15 protein-coding genes are annotated in these 17,113 nt (G+C 36.0%); 2 read left to right on the top strand and 13 right to left on the bottom strand.

All coding sequences use genetic code 11. The features are described 5' to 3' along the window. Positions 1–24 precede the first annotated feature (24 nt). Positions 25–456: a TerB family tellurite resistance protein gene (locus IRZ80_RS01520; protein WP_194639539.1), complete on the top strand. Its 432-nt coding sequence runs from the start codon at positions 25–27 to the stop codon at positions 454–456. Between the two features lie 140 nt (positions 457–596). Here the strand turns inward: IRZ80_RS01520 and uvrB are convergent, their stop codons facing one another. The 9 genes from uvrB to IRZ80_RS01475 all read right to left on the bottom strand — a co-directional run bounded on the left by uvrB (position 597) and on the right by IRZ80_RS01475 (position 11,406). After that, positions 597–2,588, bottom strand: a complete 1,992-nt coding sequence (uvrB, locus tag IRZ80_RS01515; protein ID WP_194639537.1) for an excinuclease ABC subunit UvrB — start codon at positions 2,586–2,588, stop codon at positions 597–599. 58 nt (positions 2,589–2,646) lie between these two features. After that, positions 2,647–3,651, bottom strand: a complete 1,005-nt coding sequence (gene rlmF, locus IRZ80_RS01510; protein WP_194639535.1) for a 23S rRNA (adenine(1618)-N(6))-methyltransferase RlmF — start codon at positions 3,649–3,651, stop codon at positions 2,647–2,649. A 101-nt stretch (positions 3,652–3,752) separates the two neighbouring features. Continuing rightward, complete coding sequence (locus tag IRZ80_RS01505; RefSeq protein ID WP_194639533.1) at positions 3,753–4,415, bottom strand: thiamine diphosphokinase; 663 nt, start codon at positions 4,413–4,415, stop codon at positions 3,753–3,755. Between the two features lie 146 nt (positions 4,416–4,561). Next, complete coding sequence (locus IRZ80_RS01500; RefSeq protein WP_194639531.1) at positions 4,562–5,398, bottom strand: DUF4249 family protein; 837 nt, start codon at positions 5,396–5,398, stop codon at positions 4,562–4,564. A 4-nt stretch (positions 5,399–5,402) separates the two neighbouring features. Then, entirely contained in the window at positions 5,403–7,805 is a 2,403-nt protein-coding gene (locus IRZ80_RS01495) for a TonB-dependent receptor (protein WP_194639530.1), read from the bottom strand. 363 nt (positions 7,806–8,168) lie between these two features. Further along, complete coding sequence (locus tag IRZ80_RS01490; protein ID WP_194639528.1) at positions 8,169–9,221, bottom strand: alpha/beta hydrolase; 1,053 nt, start codon at positions 9,219–9,221, stop codon at positions 8,169–8,171. Positions 9,222–9,298: 77 nt separating this feature from the next. After that, positions 9,299–10,570 (bottom strand): MFS transporter, encoded by a 1,272-nt coding sequence (locus IRZ80_RS01485; protein ID WP_194639526.1) that lies wholly within the window; start codon positions 10,568–10,570, stop codon positions 9,299–9,301. A gap of 6 nt (positions 10,571–10,576) precedes the next feature. Beyond that, positions 10,577–10,804 carry a hypothetical protein gene (locus IRZ80_RS01480; RefSeq protein WP_194639524.1) on the bottom strand — a complete coding sequence of 76 codons (228 nt, stop codon included), beginning with the start codon at positions 10,802–10,804 and terminating at the stop codon, positions 10,577–10,579. 2 nt (positions 10,805–10,806) lie between these two features. Beyond that, entirely contained in the window at positions 10,807–11,406 is a 600-nt protein-coding gene (locus IRZ80_RS01475) for a TetR/AcrR family transcriptional regulator (protein ID WP_194639522.1), read from the bottom strand. A 326-nt stretch (positions 11,407–11,732) separates the two neighbouring features. Here IRZ80_RS01475 and IRZ80_RS01470 point away from each other — a divergent pair, with 326 nt between their 5' ends. Continuing rightward, on the top strand, positions 11,733–12,743 hold the full coding sequence (locus IRZ80_RS01470; protein WP_194639520.1) for an alpha/beta hydrolase: 1,011 nt from the start codon (positions 11,733–11,735) through the stop codon (positions 12,741–12,743). A 121-nt stretch (positions 12,744–12,864) separates the two neighbouring features. Here the strand turns inward: IRZ80_RS01470 and IRZ80_RS01465 are convergent, their stop codons facing one another. The 4 genes from IRZ80_RS01465 to trmD all read right to left on the bottom strand — a co-directional run bounded on the left by IRZ80_RS01465 (position 12,865) and on the right by trmD (position 17,065). Continuing rightward, a complete protein-coding gene (locus IRZ80_RS01465; protein WP_194639518.1) occupies positions 12,865–15,102 on the bottom strand; it encodes an NADP-dependent isocitrate dehydrogenase in 2,238 nt (745 codons plus the stop codon). A gap of 288 nt (positions 15,103–15,390) precedes the next feature. After that, the gene (gene rplS / locus IRZ80_RS01460) at positions 15,391–15,741 is read right to left on the bottom strand and encodes a 50S ribosomal protein L19 (RefSeq protein ID WP_194639516.1); all 351 of its coding nucleotides are present in this window, start codon (positions 15,739–15,741) and stop codon (positions 15,391–15,393) included. A gap of 208 nt (positions 15,742–15,949) precedes the next feature. Beyond that, the gene (locus IRZ80_RS01455; protein WP_194639514.1) at positions 15,950–16,321 is read right to left on the bottom strand and encodes a hypothetical protein; all 372 of its coding nucleotides are present in this window, start codon (positions 16,319–16,321) and stop codon (positions 15,950–15,952) included. Between the two features lie 66 nt (positions 16,322–16,387). Beyond that, positions 16,388–17,065, bottom strand: a complete 678-nt coding sequence (trmD, locus tag IRZ80_RS01450) for a tRNA (guanosine(37)-N1)-methyltransferase TrmD (RefSeq protein ID WP_194639511.1) — start codon at positions 17,063–17,065, stop codon at positions 16,388–16,390. Positions 17,066–17,113: the final 48 nt, after the last annotated feature.

The raw sequence follows: 17,113 nt of genomic DNA, 5'->3' as shown, positions 1-17,113 counted from the left end.
AAATATATTTTAGATTTAGAAAAAATGAATATTTTAGCTAAAAATACTAATTCGATGAATACTCAGGAAGAAAAAATGAAATTATTAGCAGATATGATTGCATTCTCGGTTGTTGACGGCAGACTGCATGAGAGAGAATATCAATTCGTCTGGATAGTAGCTCAGGAATTAGGAATTGAGAAAAATGAATTCAATGATCTGTTTCATCAAGAATTGCCTACAGGTGTTATTAAATCTGAATTTGAAAGGATTCAGCAATTTTACCGTCTGGCACTGCTGATGCATTGTGACGGAATTCTGCACCCAAAAGAGGAAGAAGCCATCCGTCAGATTGCAATTAATATGGGATTAAATCCAAGTGCTACAAACCGTATTTTGAAATTAATGAAAAATTCTCCTAACACTATGATTCCTGCTGAAGTACTGCTGGAACTCTTTCAGGAACAGCTTAATTGATTTTAAAGTCTTGTCGTTTTTCTCTTTCAAAACATTATTTACCATTAAGATATTAAGAAAGTTAAGCTTTTAGAGGCTTAATGATTCTTAATATCTTAATGGTTTTTAAATTTTTAAATTTTAAAAAAGTGTTTTAATTTTTAATTGATTTTTTCCTGCAGTGCCTTAATCTCATCACGCAGTTTTGCTGCCTGCATAAAATCCAGATCTTTTGCTGCTTTTTCCATTGCTTTTCGCTTTTCGCGGATGAGTTTTTCTAAATCAGGTTTGGACATATAGGCGGTTTCCGGTTCGGCAGCAATATTCATAGTGTGTCCTAATTCGTATTCAGCCAATTTGTTGTTAGTGAAGGCACTTTCAATTTTTTTGTTCAATGCCTGCGGGACAATATTATTTTCTGTATTGAAATTGATTTGTTTGGTTCTTCTGTAACTAGTTTCGTCAATGGTTTTCTGCATACTGGCAGTAATTTTATCCGCATACATAATTGCTTTTCCATTCAGGTTTCTCGCTGCACGGCCAATGGTCTGTGTTAAAGAACGATGGCTTCTCAAAAATCCTTCTTTATCTGCATCGAGAATCGCAACTAGAGAAACTTCGGGTAAATCCAAACCTTCTCTTAATAAGTTGACACCAATCAAAACATCAAATATTCCTTTTCGTAAATCCTGCATGATTTCAATGCGTTCCAGCGTGTCAACATCCGAGTGGATGTAACGACAGCGAATACTAACTTTTGTTAAGTACTTGGCTAATTCTTCTGCCATTCTTTTGGTCAAAGTCGTTACTAGAACACGTTCGTCCAATTCACACCGCTGCTGAATTTCCTCAATCAGATCATCGATTTGATTCAAGCTCGGACGAATTTCAATAATTGGATCTAATAATCCAGTTGGGCGGATTACTTGCTCAACATACACGCCATCTGATTTTTGCAGTTCATAATCGGCTGGTGTTGCAGAAACATAAATAACCTGATTTTGCATGGCTTCGAACTCTTCAAATTTCAGCGGACGGTTGTCCATAGCTGCAGGCAGTCGAAAACCATATTCAACCAAATTTTCCTTACGGCTTCGGTCGCCTCCATACATAGCGTGCACTTGTGAAACCGTTACATGGCTTTCGTCAACAACCATGAGATAATCATTAGGGAAATAATCTAATAAGCAAAAAGGACGAGTTCCTGCTTCTCTTCCGTCAAGGTAACGGGAATAATTCTCAATTCCTGAGCAATAACCTAATTCCCGAATCATTTCTAAGTCAAAATTAGTTCGTTCTTCTAATCGTTTGGCTTCAAGGTGCTTGCCTATTTCTTTGAAATAATCAACTTGTTTAACCAAATCCTGCTGGATTTCCCAAATAGCATTCTGCAGTACATCAGGCGAAGTGACAAACATATTGGCTGGGTAAATTGTCAGTTTTTCGTATCTTTCAATAACTTTGGATGTCTTTACATCAAAGCTTTCTATTTCTTCTATTTCATCTCCAAAAAAATGAATCCGGAATCCATCATCAGCATAACTTGGATAGACTTCGACCGTGTCACCTTTAATGCGGAAATTACCGGGCGTAAAATCGGCTTCTGTTCTGGAGTATAAACTTTGCACTAAACTATGCAGTAATTTGGTTCTCGAAATGACCTGATCGCGCTCAATCGCAATTACATTTTTTTGAAATTCAACAGGATTTCCAATACCATACAGACAGGAAACTGATGCGACAACCAAAATATCGCGTCGGCCTGAAAGCAGAGAAGAAGTGGTGCTCAAACGCATTTTTTCAAGCTCTTCATTAATGGATAAATCTTTTTCGATGAAAACACCCGTAACAGGCATAAAAGCCTCTGGCTGGTAATAATCGTAATAAGAAACGAAATATTCTACCGCATTATTGGGGAAAAATTGTTTGAATTCGGAATACAGCTGTGCCGCCAAGGTTTTATTGTGTGCCAAAACCAAAGTTGGACGCTGCACTTCCTGAATTACATTAGCGACAGTGAACGTTTTTCCTGAACCTGTAACTCCAAGTAAAGTTTGGAATTGTTCGCCTGCCTCAATACCTTGAGTTAATTTCTCAATGGCTTGCGGCTGGTCGCCTTTTGGCTTATAATCGGATATGACTTGAAAATTCATGTTTTAGAGTCTATGATACTGAACCGTAAAGATACAAAGTAAATTGGCTGCTAAAATCCTAAAATTTCCACGCTTTTTGCTGTGATTCACTCATAAAGGTCCAAGCAACGAAACGGCTTGTTTTTTGCCCTTGCGCCATTTCTATGGTTTTATGAATAGCTCCTACATGATTTAAAGTTTTGTAGATTGTATTCAGATTGGACTGCTTGGAGACTAAAGTTGTAAACCAAAGACACTGCATTGGATATTTGACACTTTCAAAAATCATTTGTTTGACAAAACCCAATTCACCGCCTTCGCACCACAATTCAGCATTATGTCCGCCAAAGTTGAGAACTGGTTTAACTTCGTTCCGTTCGGTTCTGCCTCGGGTCATTGCTTTGGAAGCATTTGATGCCAGATTATTTACTTTACGGAGATTATTTTTTGCAGCTTCTTCCGATGAGGAATGGAAAGGCGGATTGCAGATAGTAAACGTAAAACGGTCTTCGGGAGTTATTATATTTTTGAAAATAAAACGGGAATTTACCTGTAACTGCAGACTGACAGCTTCGGTTAATTTTGGATTTTGACCAATGATTTTTTTGCAGTTTTGAAGTGCATTTTCATCAATGTCTGTTCCTACGAATGACCAGCCGTAAATAGAGTTCCCGAGAATCGGATAAATACAGTTGGCACCAATACCAACATCGAGTCCCATAACGTTTTCTCCTTCCGGAATGACACCATTGTTTGCCGTTGCCAGTAAATCGGCGAGAAAATGAATATAATCAGCTCTTCCAGGGATGGGAGGGCAAAGGAAATTTGCTGGAATATCCCAGTTTTGTATGTCGTAATTGGTAATAAGTAAAGCATTGTTAAGTGCTTTTACTGCATCAGGATTACTGAAATCAATTGTTTGCTTCGTCTGTTCACTATCGCTCGAGCCACTGCTGTGTTCGTTGACGAAAACAAATTCGCTTAATTCGGGGTAATTTAGCGTCAATAGTTTAAAGTCGTATCCAAATCGGTGGAGATTTCTTGGGTGCAGTGTTGTCTTTTCGGTATTCTTTGTAGGTTTCATTATTTTAAATTTCGCTGCAAAGATAGTCATTACTTTTTTTAAATTTCTATTGCGCTTATTTATAGTTGTTTATTTAAAATTGGGTAGGCTTAAAACTTAAGCTAATCAAAACACTCCATTAGTAACAGATCGCCATCGGTGTGGCTGATGGTAACAATTCCATCATTGGCAACGGCATTACTGCTTCCGGTTCTGTATCCCATGGTCAGAGTGTCATTTTCCAATTGATAAACCAGATTTTCAGAATAGATTCCGTTTACAACTCCAATAGGTATTAATGAAATAGGAGTGCCTGCTGTGTACCATTTTTCGAATTTGCTAGGTAGCAAAAATATTTTGGAATGGTCGTCGAGTATGACAATTTTAATCAGATTGCGATAACGGACAATATTGGTAAGATTGGTAATAGTGTGATCGGCTCTTCTGCCAGTGGCCCAAATAATGTTTACAGCTGGAATTTTTCTTTCGATTAAATAATCCAGCGCTTTTTCTAAATCGGTTTTGGTTTGATCTGGAGTGTAGACAATTTCCAGCGGAAACTGCTTTTCTTTATAGTACTCGGGGTCAAATCCCCTGTCAAAATCACCCAACAACACATCTACTTTTATGCCCAGTTCCATAACGCGCTCAATAGCAGAGTCGAGTACAATTACCAGTGGAGACCATTCAAGCAGCTGTCCCAGTAACTCGGGATGGCAGGCGGCTCCGTTGGCAATTATCAAAGCGGGTTCTTGGTCGTCGCGGACGATATGGTGTGAGGACATTTGATTTTAGATTTTAGAATGCAGATTTTTGATTTCAGAATATAGAATATAGATTTTTTGAATTCTACCTAGATTTTCTGTAAAGTTATGAAATATCTAAAATCTAAAATTGTTAATCTTCAGTCTTAAATGGATAGCTGGATCAGCTACTGAATTGTATAAGTGTCTGAATCTATTTCGCCGAGATGGAAGAAGCCTAACGGATAATCATCGGGATTGGTTTTGTTTACGATATTTCCTCTCAGGGTTGCCGGTGCAGTGGCAAATGGACTGCCGGTATCACTGCCCGCAATGCTGAGTAGTTTACTCATGTAATTGCTGTATTTTTCGGTGATTCCCTGCAGGCTGAACTGAATTTCGTCACCTTTTTTTAGTTTATCGTCTCTGTAGAATGCAAACATTTGATTGCCTTGATAAAATTCGTTGTTAATAACACCGTATTCAGGATAAGCAATATTTTTGTTTTTTGCACCTATCAGGTAAAAATTGTCTTCGGATCCATTGTCCTGAAAATAGAATTTGATTTCATATACGTCTTTACCTTCGATTCCTGGTTTTAAAGCCTGCTCAGTTTCTGTAATGACAGGACTGGCCATAAAAGTAGAGCTTGAAGTAAATGTCTGTCCTTTGTAGGTTATGTTAAGGGCATACTCATTTCCGATAACGGGCTTGAAATTATTGCAAGTGTATTCTCCGGTCTGTCCGTCTTCGATGAATTGGAAAACGGCAGGTGTACTCATTGTAGTGTTGGTTACTGTGACTACAGCTCCTGTGGCAGCAGGGATTGTTGTAGAATAATAATCGGTTGTGGTTGTTAATTTAATTTTCTGAACATTTCCAGTTGTTTCTTTTTCCCATTTGATAGAAGCATCTATAACTAATTTTGGCGCGGCAGTTTCTAAATCTACATTGACTACATCTTCGCAGCTGATTATTGATAATGAAGCTATTAAAAGGGCTATGTATCGTTTAATGTTTTTCATCGTGTTAAAATTTAAAGTTATAAGAAACTGAAGGAACAGCTCCAAAAATAGATAGTTTTACAGCTTCGTTTGCACCAGTATCTGCATTTTCTCTAAAGCTGATTGAAGCGGCATTTTTTCGGTTGTAAATATTATAGATGCTAAAAACCCATTCGCCCTGCCAGCCTTTATTTTTGTATGGTTTTGGAATGTAAGTCGCCGAAATATCTAAGTGATGATAGATAGGAAGGCTGTTTCTGTTTCGCTCTCCATAGCTTGGTATCGTAATGCCTTGGTAAACATATTGTCCGTTTGGAAAGTTTGTAGGCTGTCCAGACTGTAAGGTAAAATTACCGCCAAAATTCCATTTTTGATTTAAAGTGTAATTTGCCGTTGCAGCTATGTTGTGAAGTTTGTCATAAGCTGAACGGTACCATTGGCCATTGTTGATTCCAATTTCGTCCGGGGTTCTTCCTGGAGTTCTCTGCTGTGATTTGGAAATTGTGTAGGCAATCCAGCCATTTAACTTTCCTGAATTTTTCCGCAGTAATACTTCTAAACCATAGGAGCGCATTTCTCCGTTAAGGATTACCTGTTCGATGGCTTCATTGGCAACTAAATCGGCTCCGTCAATATAATCCATTCTGTTTTTAATTTTTTTATAGAAACTTTCTAATTCTAAGGTGTATAAATTATCTTTAAAATTATTGAAATAGCCAATAGCTACTTGGTCGGCAATCTGAGGTTTGATGTAATTATCACTTGGTGTCCAGACATCGAGCGGGGTTGGGGAAGCAGTGTTAGAAACCAACTGCAGGTACTGTACCATGCGGTTATAACTTGCTTTTACCGATTGGTTTTTGTTTAATTCGTATGCTGCCGAAAGGCGTGGTTCGAAATAATTGTAAGTAGCTATAGATTGATTCTTTTTGTATGAAGTAGTTCCGATAGGTGTTGCTTTTTCATAAATTTTTAAATCTGAATCGTAAGCTACCGGCTGGTTATTCTCGTATTGATTGACAGTGGAATTTCCGAGTCTGTTAAAAATACTGAAACGGGCACCATAATTGATGGCAAGTTTATCAGTTAGAATCTGTTCCGCTTCTGCGTAAATTCCATTTTCAAAAGCGTATTTTTTTTCTAACTGCTTAAAGTTGATGGTAGAATCGGGACTGCTAGGATCTATTGTTCCCGGATTGAAGTTGTAGTAGGTGGAGTTGAATCCGTAGTTTAGTTTTATATTATTGGATATATAATGTTTGAAATCGTATTTCAGATTGTAATTTTTGATTCCGGAATCCCAATTAAATCCAAGAAAATCAAGTGTTAATCCATAATAGTAATTGCTGTAGATAAACGATAAGTTAGAAAATAATTTTTCGCTGAAAAGATGATTCCATCTTAGGTTTAATGTTGCATTACCATATGTATTGGCAAAAGTTTCGTTTAAAGAAAATACATCCCGGCCAAAATACCCAGAAAGATATAAACTGTTGTTTGGGTCGAATTTATAGTTGAGCTTAGTATTTAAATCATAAAAATAAGCTGAGTTGTCATTATCGGCTAATTTTAGAAAGAGATGCGCGTAAGAAGCACGGCCTCCAACCAGAAATGATCCTTTGTCTTTTACGATTGGACCTTCAGCAAGAATTCGGCTGGTAATTAATCCAATTCCTCCATTCATGTGGAAATCATTACTGTTTCCATCTTTTTGATAAATGTCCAAAACCGATGATGCTCTTCCTCCATATTTAGAAGGAATTCCGCCTTTGTATAATTTTAAATCCTTGATAGCGTCAGGATTGAAAACAGAGAAAAAACCAAAAACGTGAGAGGAATTAAAAATAGTGGCTTCGTCTAAGAGAATTAAATTTTGATCGGCACCACCGCCACGAACATTAAATCCAGACTGGCCTTCACCTGCATTAGTAACACCCGGCAGAAACAAAATAGATTTGATAACATCTACTTCTCCCATAACAACAGGCATTTTTTTAATTGCCGAAATAGACAGTTTGTTAACGCTCATTTCTGGTTTTCTAATGTTGGCAGTATTTTTTTCGGTACTAATTACTACTTCTTTCAGCTCCTGCCCAGATTCACTAAGAGAATAACTTTTTTTTGTGTTTTTAACTAATGAGATTTTTTCTGATATACTTTCAAAACCAACATAACTAATGCTGATTTCATATTCTCCTTTTGGCAGGGTGATTGAATAAAACCCATATTCATTGGTGGTAGTGGCTATTTTTAATTCAGGGACAGCTACGTTTACTCCAATTAGGGTTTCGTTGCTTTTGGTATCCGAAATGGTTCCGCTAATTGTGAATTTTTGTTTGTTGGAGTCGCTATTGTTCTTTTCTTGCGAAAAAACAGTAAAAGAAATCAATAGGAGAAGGGGAATGGAAATAAATTTCTTAAAAATCATCGTTTTGGTTTTGATTTTGCAAATGTCAATAAATTGAGGTTCAATTCGTACATTTAATATGTTAATCTATCGTTAATAACGTTTTCTTGCATATTTTATAAATAGTAAAAGCCATTTGAAGAAACTTTTGGTTTCAATCAAATGGCTGATAAATAGTACTGCTGTTATTTGGGGTTATTGGTCTCAAATAAAGTTTAAAACTATGCACTTTAGCTTCTGAAAAATATTCTTTTGCCACAGATTCACAGATTTTAAAATCATTTTACTTTGTGAATCTGTGGCAATCTCATAAATTTTTCGGAACCCAGCCTTGTAGACTTTTAGTCAGCCAACCAAAACTATGAACTTTCTGTCCATAGTGGTTTATTTACAATTAGCAATTCTTGGGTTGTTAGCGTTATTGCATGGAAATAGATACTTACTTTGAGGGTAAAGAGCAGTTGGATTATCAGTTACTTCTAGAGGTGATAATGCCTGTCCATTGTAGCTTGGCATTGTAATCTGCTCTGCAGAACCATTTCCTAATGCTGTTTTTTTACCAGCAGCACTTCCGTTAAAACTATAATCGATCAAAGCATCCAATAGTCTGTAAATGCCATAGTAATCATATGCATCATAAGCAGATTGTGTGTTGGGTAAGTTATGTTCGGCTGTATAAGTATAGGATGGGAGAACACTTTTTTTGATTAAAATAAAATCTTTTTCTGAATCTGGAATAGCAATGTTTTTGAAAATATCAATTGCCAGCCTGTGGTCATTGGTTACGTCGTCGTCATAGACTTGGGTGATAAGTTTAGTGTTGGCTGGAAAATTCTGCAGGTCTTCCTGAGTGATTTGATGTGCATACCATTGTGCCATTGTAAAAATAAAACGTCCGTTTTGTCCCCAGCCTTCGTTAATAAATGCTTTGTGAGCCAATGCGAAAGAAGCACCGCCGCCAAAAGAATGTCCCATGAACCCCACTTTGGAAGTATCGATAATATTTGGGTAATTGGTTACTGCTTTTTTAAAACTTTCCCACAAAGTGCTGTATCTTTCATCTACAGTGACACCGGTTGTCGGGTAGGGTGCAAAAACAACAACATAACCTTTTTTGGCAATGAATTCATATAGACCAATGTTGTAGCTGCTTTCTTCACCACCAAAAGGATGGGAATAAAAGATAGTTGGTCTTGGAGCGGTAATACCCTTCGGATAAAATATTTCTACATTTTTTCCGCTATATAGTGGACTTGGGAATGATATTTTGGCAACAGTGTAAGTTCCATCGGATCCATAACCGCTTTGGGGTCTCGAAATTGGTCCAGCCAAATCATCATCAATATTAGCAGGTGTTGTTGGTGTATCATCATTTTTAGAACAAGATAATGTGATAAGCACGGTAAAAATTAAAATTAGGGGTAAATTAATTTTCATACATTAGGTTTTATTTGGTTTGCAGTTGGATAGATATTTTGATAAATGGTTTAATCAGTAAAATAATTTTATTGCAATTATATTTCGCTAACAGTAAAAAAATCTTCCGTCTTTTCTTTTGCTCTTTTTTTACCAAGTTTATCAACCCTGTACATCAATATTATGGATATAACCGAAATGCAGACAATTATAATTCCTAAAGTGTCATAATGTTCCAGCGGACTCCATTTGTCTTTTTGTACAACAATTGTGCCTGCAAAGGCTGCTGCAATACCGCCGGCTATCTGCTGTAATGATGAATTAATACTCATAAATGCTCCTCTATCCTGCATTTCAGGTATTGCAGTTACCAAAGCTGTGGAAGGTACCATACGCCCCATAATTCCCATCATCATCAGTACATTCATAACAGCGACAATTGCAAATGGAGTAACTCCAAGATTTGTATAAATGGTAATCATTACAATGGTCCAAATGGAGCCAAACGCAAATATTTTGTATTTGTCTATTCGGTCGCTTATTTTTCCAATTAACGGCATTACTACCAGTGTTGCTATGCCTGCAATCATAAAAATCATAGGTAATTGATTTTCTGTGATGTGTAAATTGTTTATTGCAAAAGCACTGCCAAAAGGCATCATCATAAAACCTCCGATTGAAAGTAATGCTGTGGCAGTAAATCCAACCCGATAGTCTTTTTTGCTAATGGTATGCAGTAAGTGTTTAAAAGCGGACTTATCTGATTGTATTTCTAAGTGTTTTATAATTGGTTTTAATTTTACAGCTATTATTAAAGCTACAATTCCTGCCATTCCAGCAACCCAGAGAAATGGTGCATGCCAGCCCCAGGCATTAGCAATATATAATCCGATTGGTATTCCTAAAATCTGGCTGGCGCCAAATCCCATCTGTATAAAACCCATCACGCGACCGCGCTGCTGCAGTGTAAATAAATCGGCAACTATCGCCATAGAAATTGAACCTATAACGCCTCCAAAAAGTCCTGTAATTATTCGTGCTGCTACTAATAGAGGATAAGTTGTAACTATGCCGCATAAAATAGTTCCTGCGATAAAACCAGCATAGAAAAATAATAGTAATTTTTTTCGGTCGAATTTATCTGCAAAACCAGCTGTAAGCAAACCTGAAATACCGGCACTAAAAGCATAAGCAGAAACGACCAAACCAAAATGAGCAGGTTTTAGGCTTAACGATTTCATTAGTATATCTCCCATTGGAGACATAACCATAAAATCTAGAATTACTGTAAATTGTGTTATAGCCAGTAAAAAAACGGCTAATTTCTGACAGGACGTAAACGGTATGGTCTGTGTATTTTTTTGTTTCATTTTATTTTAATCTAATGGTGTGCAATTGAAATTGTATTGGTCTAAAATTTTGATTATCTGCCCTTCGGATAGTGTTTCGGTTACAATCCGCAAGACACAGTCAATATCTTCCTGATCAATATTCCATTGCTGTATTTCAGAGTTATTATTCAGTATACTGCTTATTTTTTGTTTATCACTTTCGGTTTTAATATTGGTTGCAAATACCAATATATTTTCTATTTGGTTTTCCATAGTTAAACTTTTTGTGGTGTCAATGCTTTTATTACTAATTCAAATGCTTCTTCGGTAGCTTCCTTCGTTAGTTTGAAAGGTGTGCCTGCCATATTTTTGCCCTCATTATGAAAACGGAGTAAAGTGTATAACGGACCGTAGGCAATGCTCCAAAATACCTCTTTGGACATACAGGTTAATTCTTTTTTGTCAATAGCATTTTTTAAAAAATCACCCATTATAGTCTTAAAATTGAGTACACTTTTTTCCAAAATGCAGTCTCTGTAGCTGGAATGACTCAAAAGTTCCCAACAGGCAACATCAAGCGGATGTTTTATGGTGTGGCGTGCCCTGTTTTCCCATTGTTTTCGCAAGCCTTCCTTGAATGGCATATCAGGAGAAAAATCTTTAATCATTTCGTTAAAGAAATTCTGACCAATTCCTACACCAATTTTCTTTATCAGATCATCTTTGTCTGTATAATAGATATACAAAGTAGCCACTGATACACTGCATTCTTTGGCCAAACGATTCATTCCAAAACCTTCAATCCCCATTTTTACAAGCATTTCTATAGCTTTTTGTCTGACCAGCTCTTCTTTATTTGTGTCTCTTGTTCGCATTTTTTTATTATTGGAAAACAAATGTATTAATTATAAATGAATGTTCGCTTATTTATAAAAATATTTTTTTGTTTCGATCCTAAGTCAATTAGTGATGTGATTTTAATTTTTTTGTTTTGTTTGTATCTAATTGTTTTTTAGTGTTTTATGAAAAGAGAATTTTTTGAATGAAAAACAAAAATTCATTTCTGGGGTTATTGTATGATTCTAAAAAATAGTAGAATTGAAATTTTAAACAGAAATATTTTCGCTTTAATCGATTCTAAAAGAGAATGGTTTTCTTAAATTTATCGTTTTAGATAAGTAAATAAATTAAAAAAGTATAAATGGGAGCAGTTCAGAAGTTTTATAAAAATCGAAGTCTTGGAATACTATTGTATCTATTTTCTGCAGTTTCTTTTCAAAGTTTACATGCTCAATATTTAAAAGGACTGACTAATGTAAGAGATACTTCTTATACAACTGCCAGTGCTTTCAAAAAAACATTGAAAGACTTTCCTAATTGTACCATGGTTCCCGTAATACATTTTGATTTTGTAAAACAAAAAAAGGATATTGTTTACTGCAGTTATGGAAAACGGAAAATGAAGCTGGATGTTTTTTTTGATATAAATGAAAAGAGAAAGCAAACCGCAGTTGTCATTATTCATGGTGGAGGCTGGCGTTCTGGAAACAGACAGCAGCACCATCCAATGGCACAAAAACTGGCAAGTTTAGGGTATGTGTGTTTTACTCCAGAATACCGTCTTTCTACCGAAGCGCTTTTTCCGGCTGCTATTTATGATTTAAAAACAGTTATTCGCTGGGTTCGTGAAAATGCTGATCAATATAATATCGATCCAAATCAAATAGCTGTATTGGGATTTTCAGCAGGGGGCGAGCTTGCTTCTTTTTTGGGGACAACTGGAAATATGCCGCTTTTTGAAGGTATGGTGACAAACTCTAATTCGTTATCGCTGGTAAATGCTGTTGTCGATATAGACGGTACTTTGTCTTTTGTTCATCCAGAATCGAGTGAAGGTGATGACAGCAAAAAAATGTCGGCCGGAACATATTGGTTTGGATATTCAAAAAAAGAAAATCCGAAACTTTGGGAAGCAGCTTCGCCATTGAGTTATGTCGGTGCAGCTACGCCACCAACATTGTTTATTAATAGTTCGGTAGCGAGAATGCATGCTGGCCGTGATGATTATAGAAAAGTTTTGGCTGAAAATGAAATTTATTCAGAAGTTCATGAATTTGAAAATTCACCGCATTCTTTCTGTCTTTTTAATCCTTGGTTTGACCCGACAATTCAATATATAGATGGTTTTTTGAAGCAAGTTTTTACTAAATAGAAATTTAAAAGCGGCTAAGGAAAATGGTCTGAATTGTAATTTGTTATGAGGTCAAAAAAACAAGTGTAAAAAAAAGACAGCCCTTTCGAGCTGTCTCTTGAAATATATAAACCAGAATAAATTAAGCAGTTTTCAATGCTGTAATTTTATCTAAAATGGTGTTGAATGTTTCGCTTGGACGCATTGCTTTACTAACCAACTCAGGTGTTGGCTGGTAGTAACCTCCAATAGTCTGCGGTTTTCCCTGTGCACCAATTAATTCGCTGTTGATTTTTGCCTCGTTAGCTTCAAATTCAGCAGCAATAGGAGTGAAGAGAGCTTTTAATTCTGCATCTTTAGTTTGTGCAGCTAAAGCCTGAGCCCAGTAGAATGATAAATAAAAGTGAGAACCTCTATTGTCAATCTGTCCTACTTTACGAGCAGGTGATTTATCAGTAGCTAGAAATTTATCATTTGCTTCATCTAAAGTTTCTGATAAAACAATTGCTTTTGAATTATTTAATGTTTGTCCTAAATGCTCTAATGAAGCTCCTAAAGCTAAGAACTCACCTAGTGAATCCCAACGTAAATAGCCTTCTTCGATAAATTGCTCTACGTGCTTTGGAGCAGATCCGCCAGCACCAGTTTCGAACAAACCGCCGCCGTTCATTAATGGAACGATTGATAACATTTTTGCAGAAGTTCCTACTTCAAGAATAGGGAACAAATCAGTTAAGTAATCACGCAGTACGTTTCCAGTTACTGAAATAGTATCTAAACCTTTGATGATTCTTTCTAAAGTAAATTCAGTTGCTGCAATAGGATTAAGAATACGAATATCTAAAGCTGATGTATCGTAATCTTTTAAATATTTCTGAACTTTAACGATTAATTCTCTGTCATGAGCTCTGTTTTCGTCTAACCAAAAAACAGCTGGAGTGTTAGACAAACGTGCTCTGTTTACAGCTAGTTTTACCCAGTCCTGAATTGGAGCATCTTTTGCCTGACACATTCTGAAAATGTCATTAGCTTCAACAGTCTGTTCCATTAATACGTTTCCGTTTGTATCTACAACACGAACAACACCATCAGCTTTCATTTGGAAAGTTTTGTCATGAGATCCGTATTCTTCTGCTTTTTGAGCCATCAAACCTACGTTTGGAACACTTCCCATTGTAGTTGGGTCAAAAGCACCATGTTTTTTACAAAAATCGATAGTAGCTGTATAAACGCCAGCATAACATCTGTCTGGAATAACAGCGAAAGTATCTTGCTGTTTTCCGTCTTTATCCCACATTTGTCCAGATGTACGAATCATTGCCGGCATAGAAGCATCAACAATTACGTCAGAAGGAACATGCAGGTTGGTAATTCCTTTTTCAGAATTTACCATGGCCAATGCGGGACCATTTGCAATAGCGTTATCGATAGCAGCTTCAACCTCTGCTTGTTCTGGTTTCCCAGCTATTTTAGCATATACATCACCTAAACCATTTTTGGTATCAATACCTAAATCGGTAAATAATGCAGCATATTTTTCGAAAACAGCTGCGAAATAAACTTCTACAATAGCGCCAAAAATGATTGGATCAGAAACTTTCATCATTGTTGCTTTCAAGTGTACTGAAAGTAAAACGCCTTCTTTTTTAGCATCAGCAATAGTTTCAGCAACGAAAGATTTTAAAGCTGCAATATTCAATACTGAACTATCAATGATTTCACCTGCTTTTAATGGAGTGCTTGCTTTTAAAACAGTAGTAGAACCGTCTTTTGCTGTGAATTCAATTTTTACATCATTTGCTTCAGCAACAGTAACTGATTTTTCACTTCCGTAAAAGTCACCTTTTGACATAGATGCTACTTTTGTTTTAGAAGCTGAAGACCAAGCCCCCATAGAATGAGGATTTGCTTTCGCAAAATTCTTTACAGCTCTTGGAGCTCTACGGTCAGAGTTTCCTTCACGTAAAACTGGGTTTACGGCAGAACCTAAAACTTTAGAATATTTTGTCTTAATTTCTTTTTCAGAATCGTTTTGCGGGTCTTCTGGGAAATTTGGCACTGCATAACCATGTGACTGTAATTCAGCGATAGCAGCTTTTAATTGCGGTACCGATGCAGAAACGTTTGGCAGTTTTATAATATTAGCTTCAGGTAAAGTAGCTAATTTTCCAAGTTCAGATAAAGCATCAGCTGTTTTTTGATCTTCTTTTAAAAATTCAGGAAAGTTGGATAAGATTCTGCCGGCTAGAGAAATGTCTCTTGTTTCTATTTCGATATTAGAAGCAGCAGTAAATGCCTGAACAATTGGCAGAAAAGAGTAGGTTGCCAATAAAGGAGCCTCATCAGTTAATGTGTAAAAAATTTTAGCTTTTGATGTCATTTTTTTTATTTTTTTGATCTAAATCATAAGTTTATAACGAGCCTTATTAGCAAATATAACGATTGAGATAAGGCGGGCAAAGATATGAAATGAAGTTGTAATAGTGTTTTAAAATTTATATAAAAAAATAATATTAAACGCCTATTCTGTGATATTCTTAATTTGATATTTTTAGTACTGTTTGATTTTCAAATTGTGATTTTTGACCCCTAAAAATTATCAAAAAAAAAGCCCAAATTCGACTTATATCGAACTGGGACTTTTTTGTTAGTAAAGAAGTGTAGTAAACTATCTTCTTTTATCTCTAATTTTAGCTTTTTTACCAGTAAGTTCTCTGAAGTAGAAAATTCTAGCTCTACGTACAGCACCTTTCTTGTTGATTTCAATTTTTTGCAAAGCTGGTAAGTTAACTGGGAAGATACGCTCAACTCCAATTGCTCCTGACATTTTACGGATTGTAAAAGTTTCAGTGTTTCCAGATCCTCTTCTTTGAATAACAACACCTTTAAAAAACTGTGTTCTTGTTTTTTCACCCTCTTTAATTTCGTAGAAAACTGTGATTGTGTCTCCAGCTCCGAATACAGGGAAATCTTTTCTTGTTACGAATTCGTCTTGAACGAATTTCAATAAATCTGCCATTTTATTTTTATTTTATGGTTTAAAAAGAGCAACATTCACGGTTTTCGCCAGAGGTTGGTCTAATGAGGGTGCAAATGTAGAAAATATTTATGAATTGTGAAATATGAAATTACAAATTATTTTGAAGCGATAGTTTATTTAATGGGGCTAAAAAAAAGAACTCTTATTTCTATAAGCTCTTTGTGTAATCTGTTGTTTAAAAAGAATTTCAGGGAGTCATTTTTGCTTGTTTTACTTTTTTTATAGTTTCTGCAGTTTTTCCGTCTGTTCTTGCTTTAATATCGCTGTATTTGTTAATGCCTAACGACGAAGTCAGTGTTTTGTCTCTTTTGTCAAATAATTTGTCAATTTCTTTATCGTGGTTTTCTTTTGATAGATTCTTTCCGTCAAGACCAAATAATTCCAAGACTAAGGCACTGTTTGCATTTTCATAATAGGTTTTTTCGTCTGCGCTTAGTGCAACCCCGTATGTTTTGTTGAGTTCATTCAGCAGGGATTTTTTATTTATTCCTTGAGCGAACGAAGCAGATGAAATGAAAAAAGCAGTAATTAAAATAACTTTTAAGATTATTTTTTTCATGATATATACTTTTAAAGGTTAAAAGGCAGTGAACTAACTTTTAGTTTAAGTATAAAGGTATGAAAATTAATCATTTAATAAATCGGGTCTTCTGTTCTTAGTGTGTTCGTAGGCAGTGTCTTCTCTCCATTTGTCAATTTTTGCAAAATGACCGCTCAATAGAACATCCGGAACTTTCCAGCCTTTGTAATCAGCTGGACGGGTGTAAATTGGTCCAGAAAGGAGGCCGTCCTGAAAACTGTCTGTCAATGCTGAGGTTTCATCGCTTAATACACCAGGTATTAATCGGATTAAGGCATCAGACAGAACGAGAGCGCCTAATTCGCCGCCCGATAAAACATAATCACCTATTGAGATTTCTTTGGTAATAAAATGATCACGCACGCGCTGATCCACTCCTTTATAATGCCCGCATAAAATGATAATGTTTTCATACATCGACATAGTATTGGCCATTTTTTGGTTTAGCGTTTCACCATCGGGAGACATATAGATGATTTCGTCGTAAGTTCTTTCGCTTTTCAAATGAGTGATACAGGCATCTATCGGCTGAATAGTCATAACCATCCCTGCACCGCCGCCAAAAGGATAATCGTCTACACTTTTTTGCTTATTAGTTGTATAATCTCTTAAATTGTGAAAATGAACCTCTACCAGTCCTTTATCTATGGCACGTTTCATAATCGAAGCTTCGAAGGGACTTCTTAATAATTCAGGTAATACGGTTATAATATCAATTCTCATTATGACTTTTTAGGAACGGTAAATGTACAAATAAAAGAGGCTTAACCA

The sequence above is a fragment of the Flavobacterium sp. HJJ genome (assembly GCF_015351475.1).
Lineage (GTDB): Bacteria > Bacteroidota > Bacteroidia > Flavobacteriales > Flavobacteriaceae > Flavobacterium > Flavobacterium marginilacus.
The sequence above is the reverse complement of the archived record's forward strand: the minus strand, read 5'-3'. Positions and strand labels throughout refer to the sequence as shown.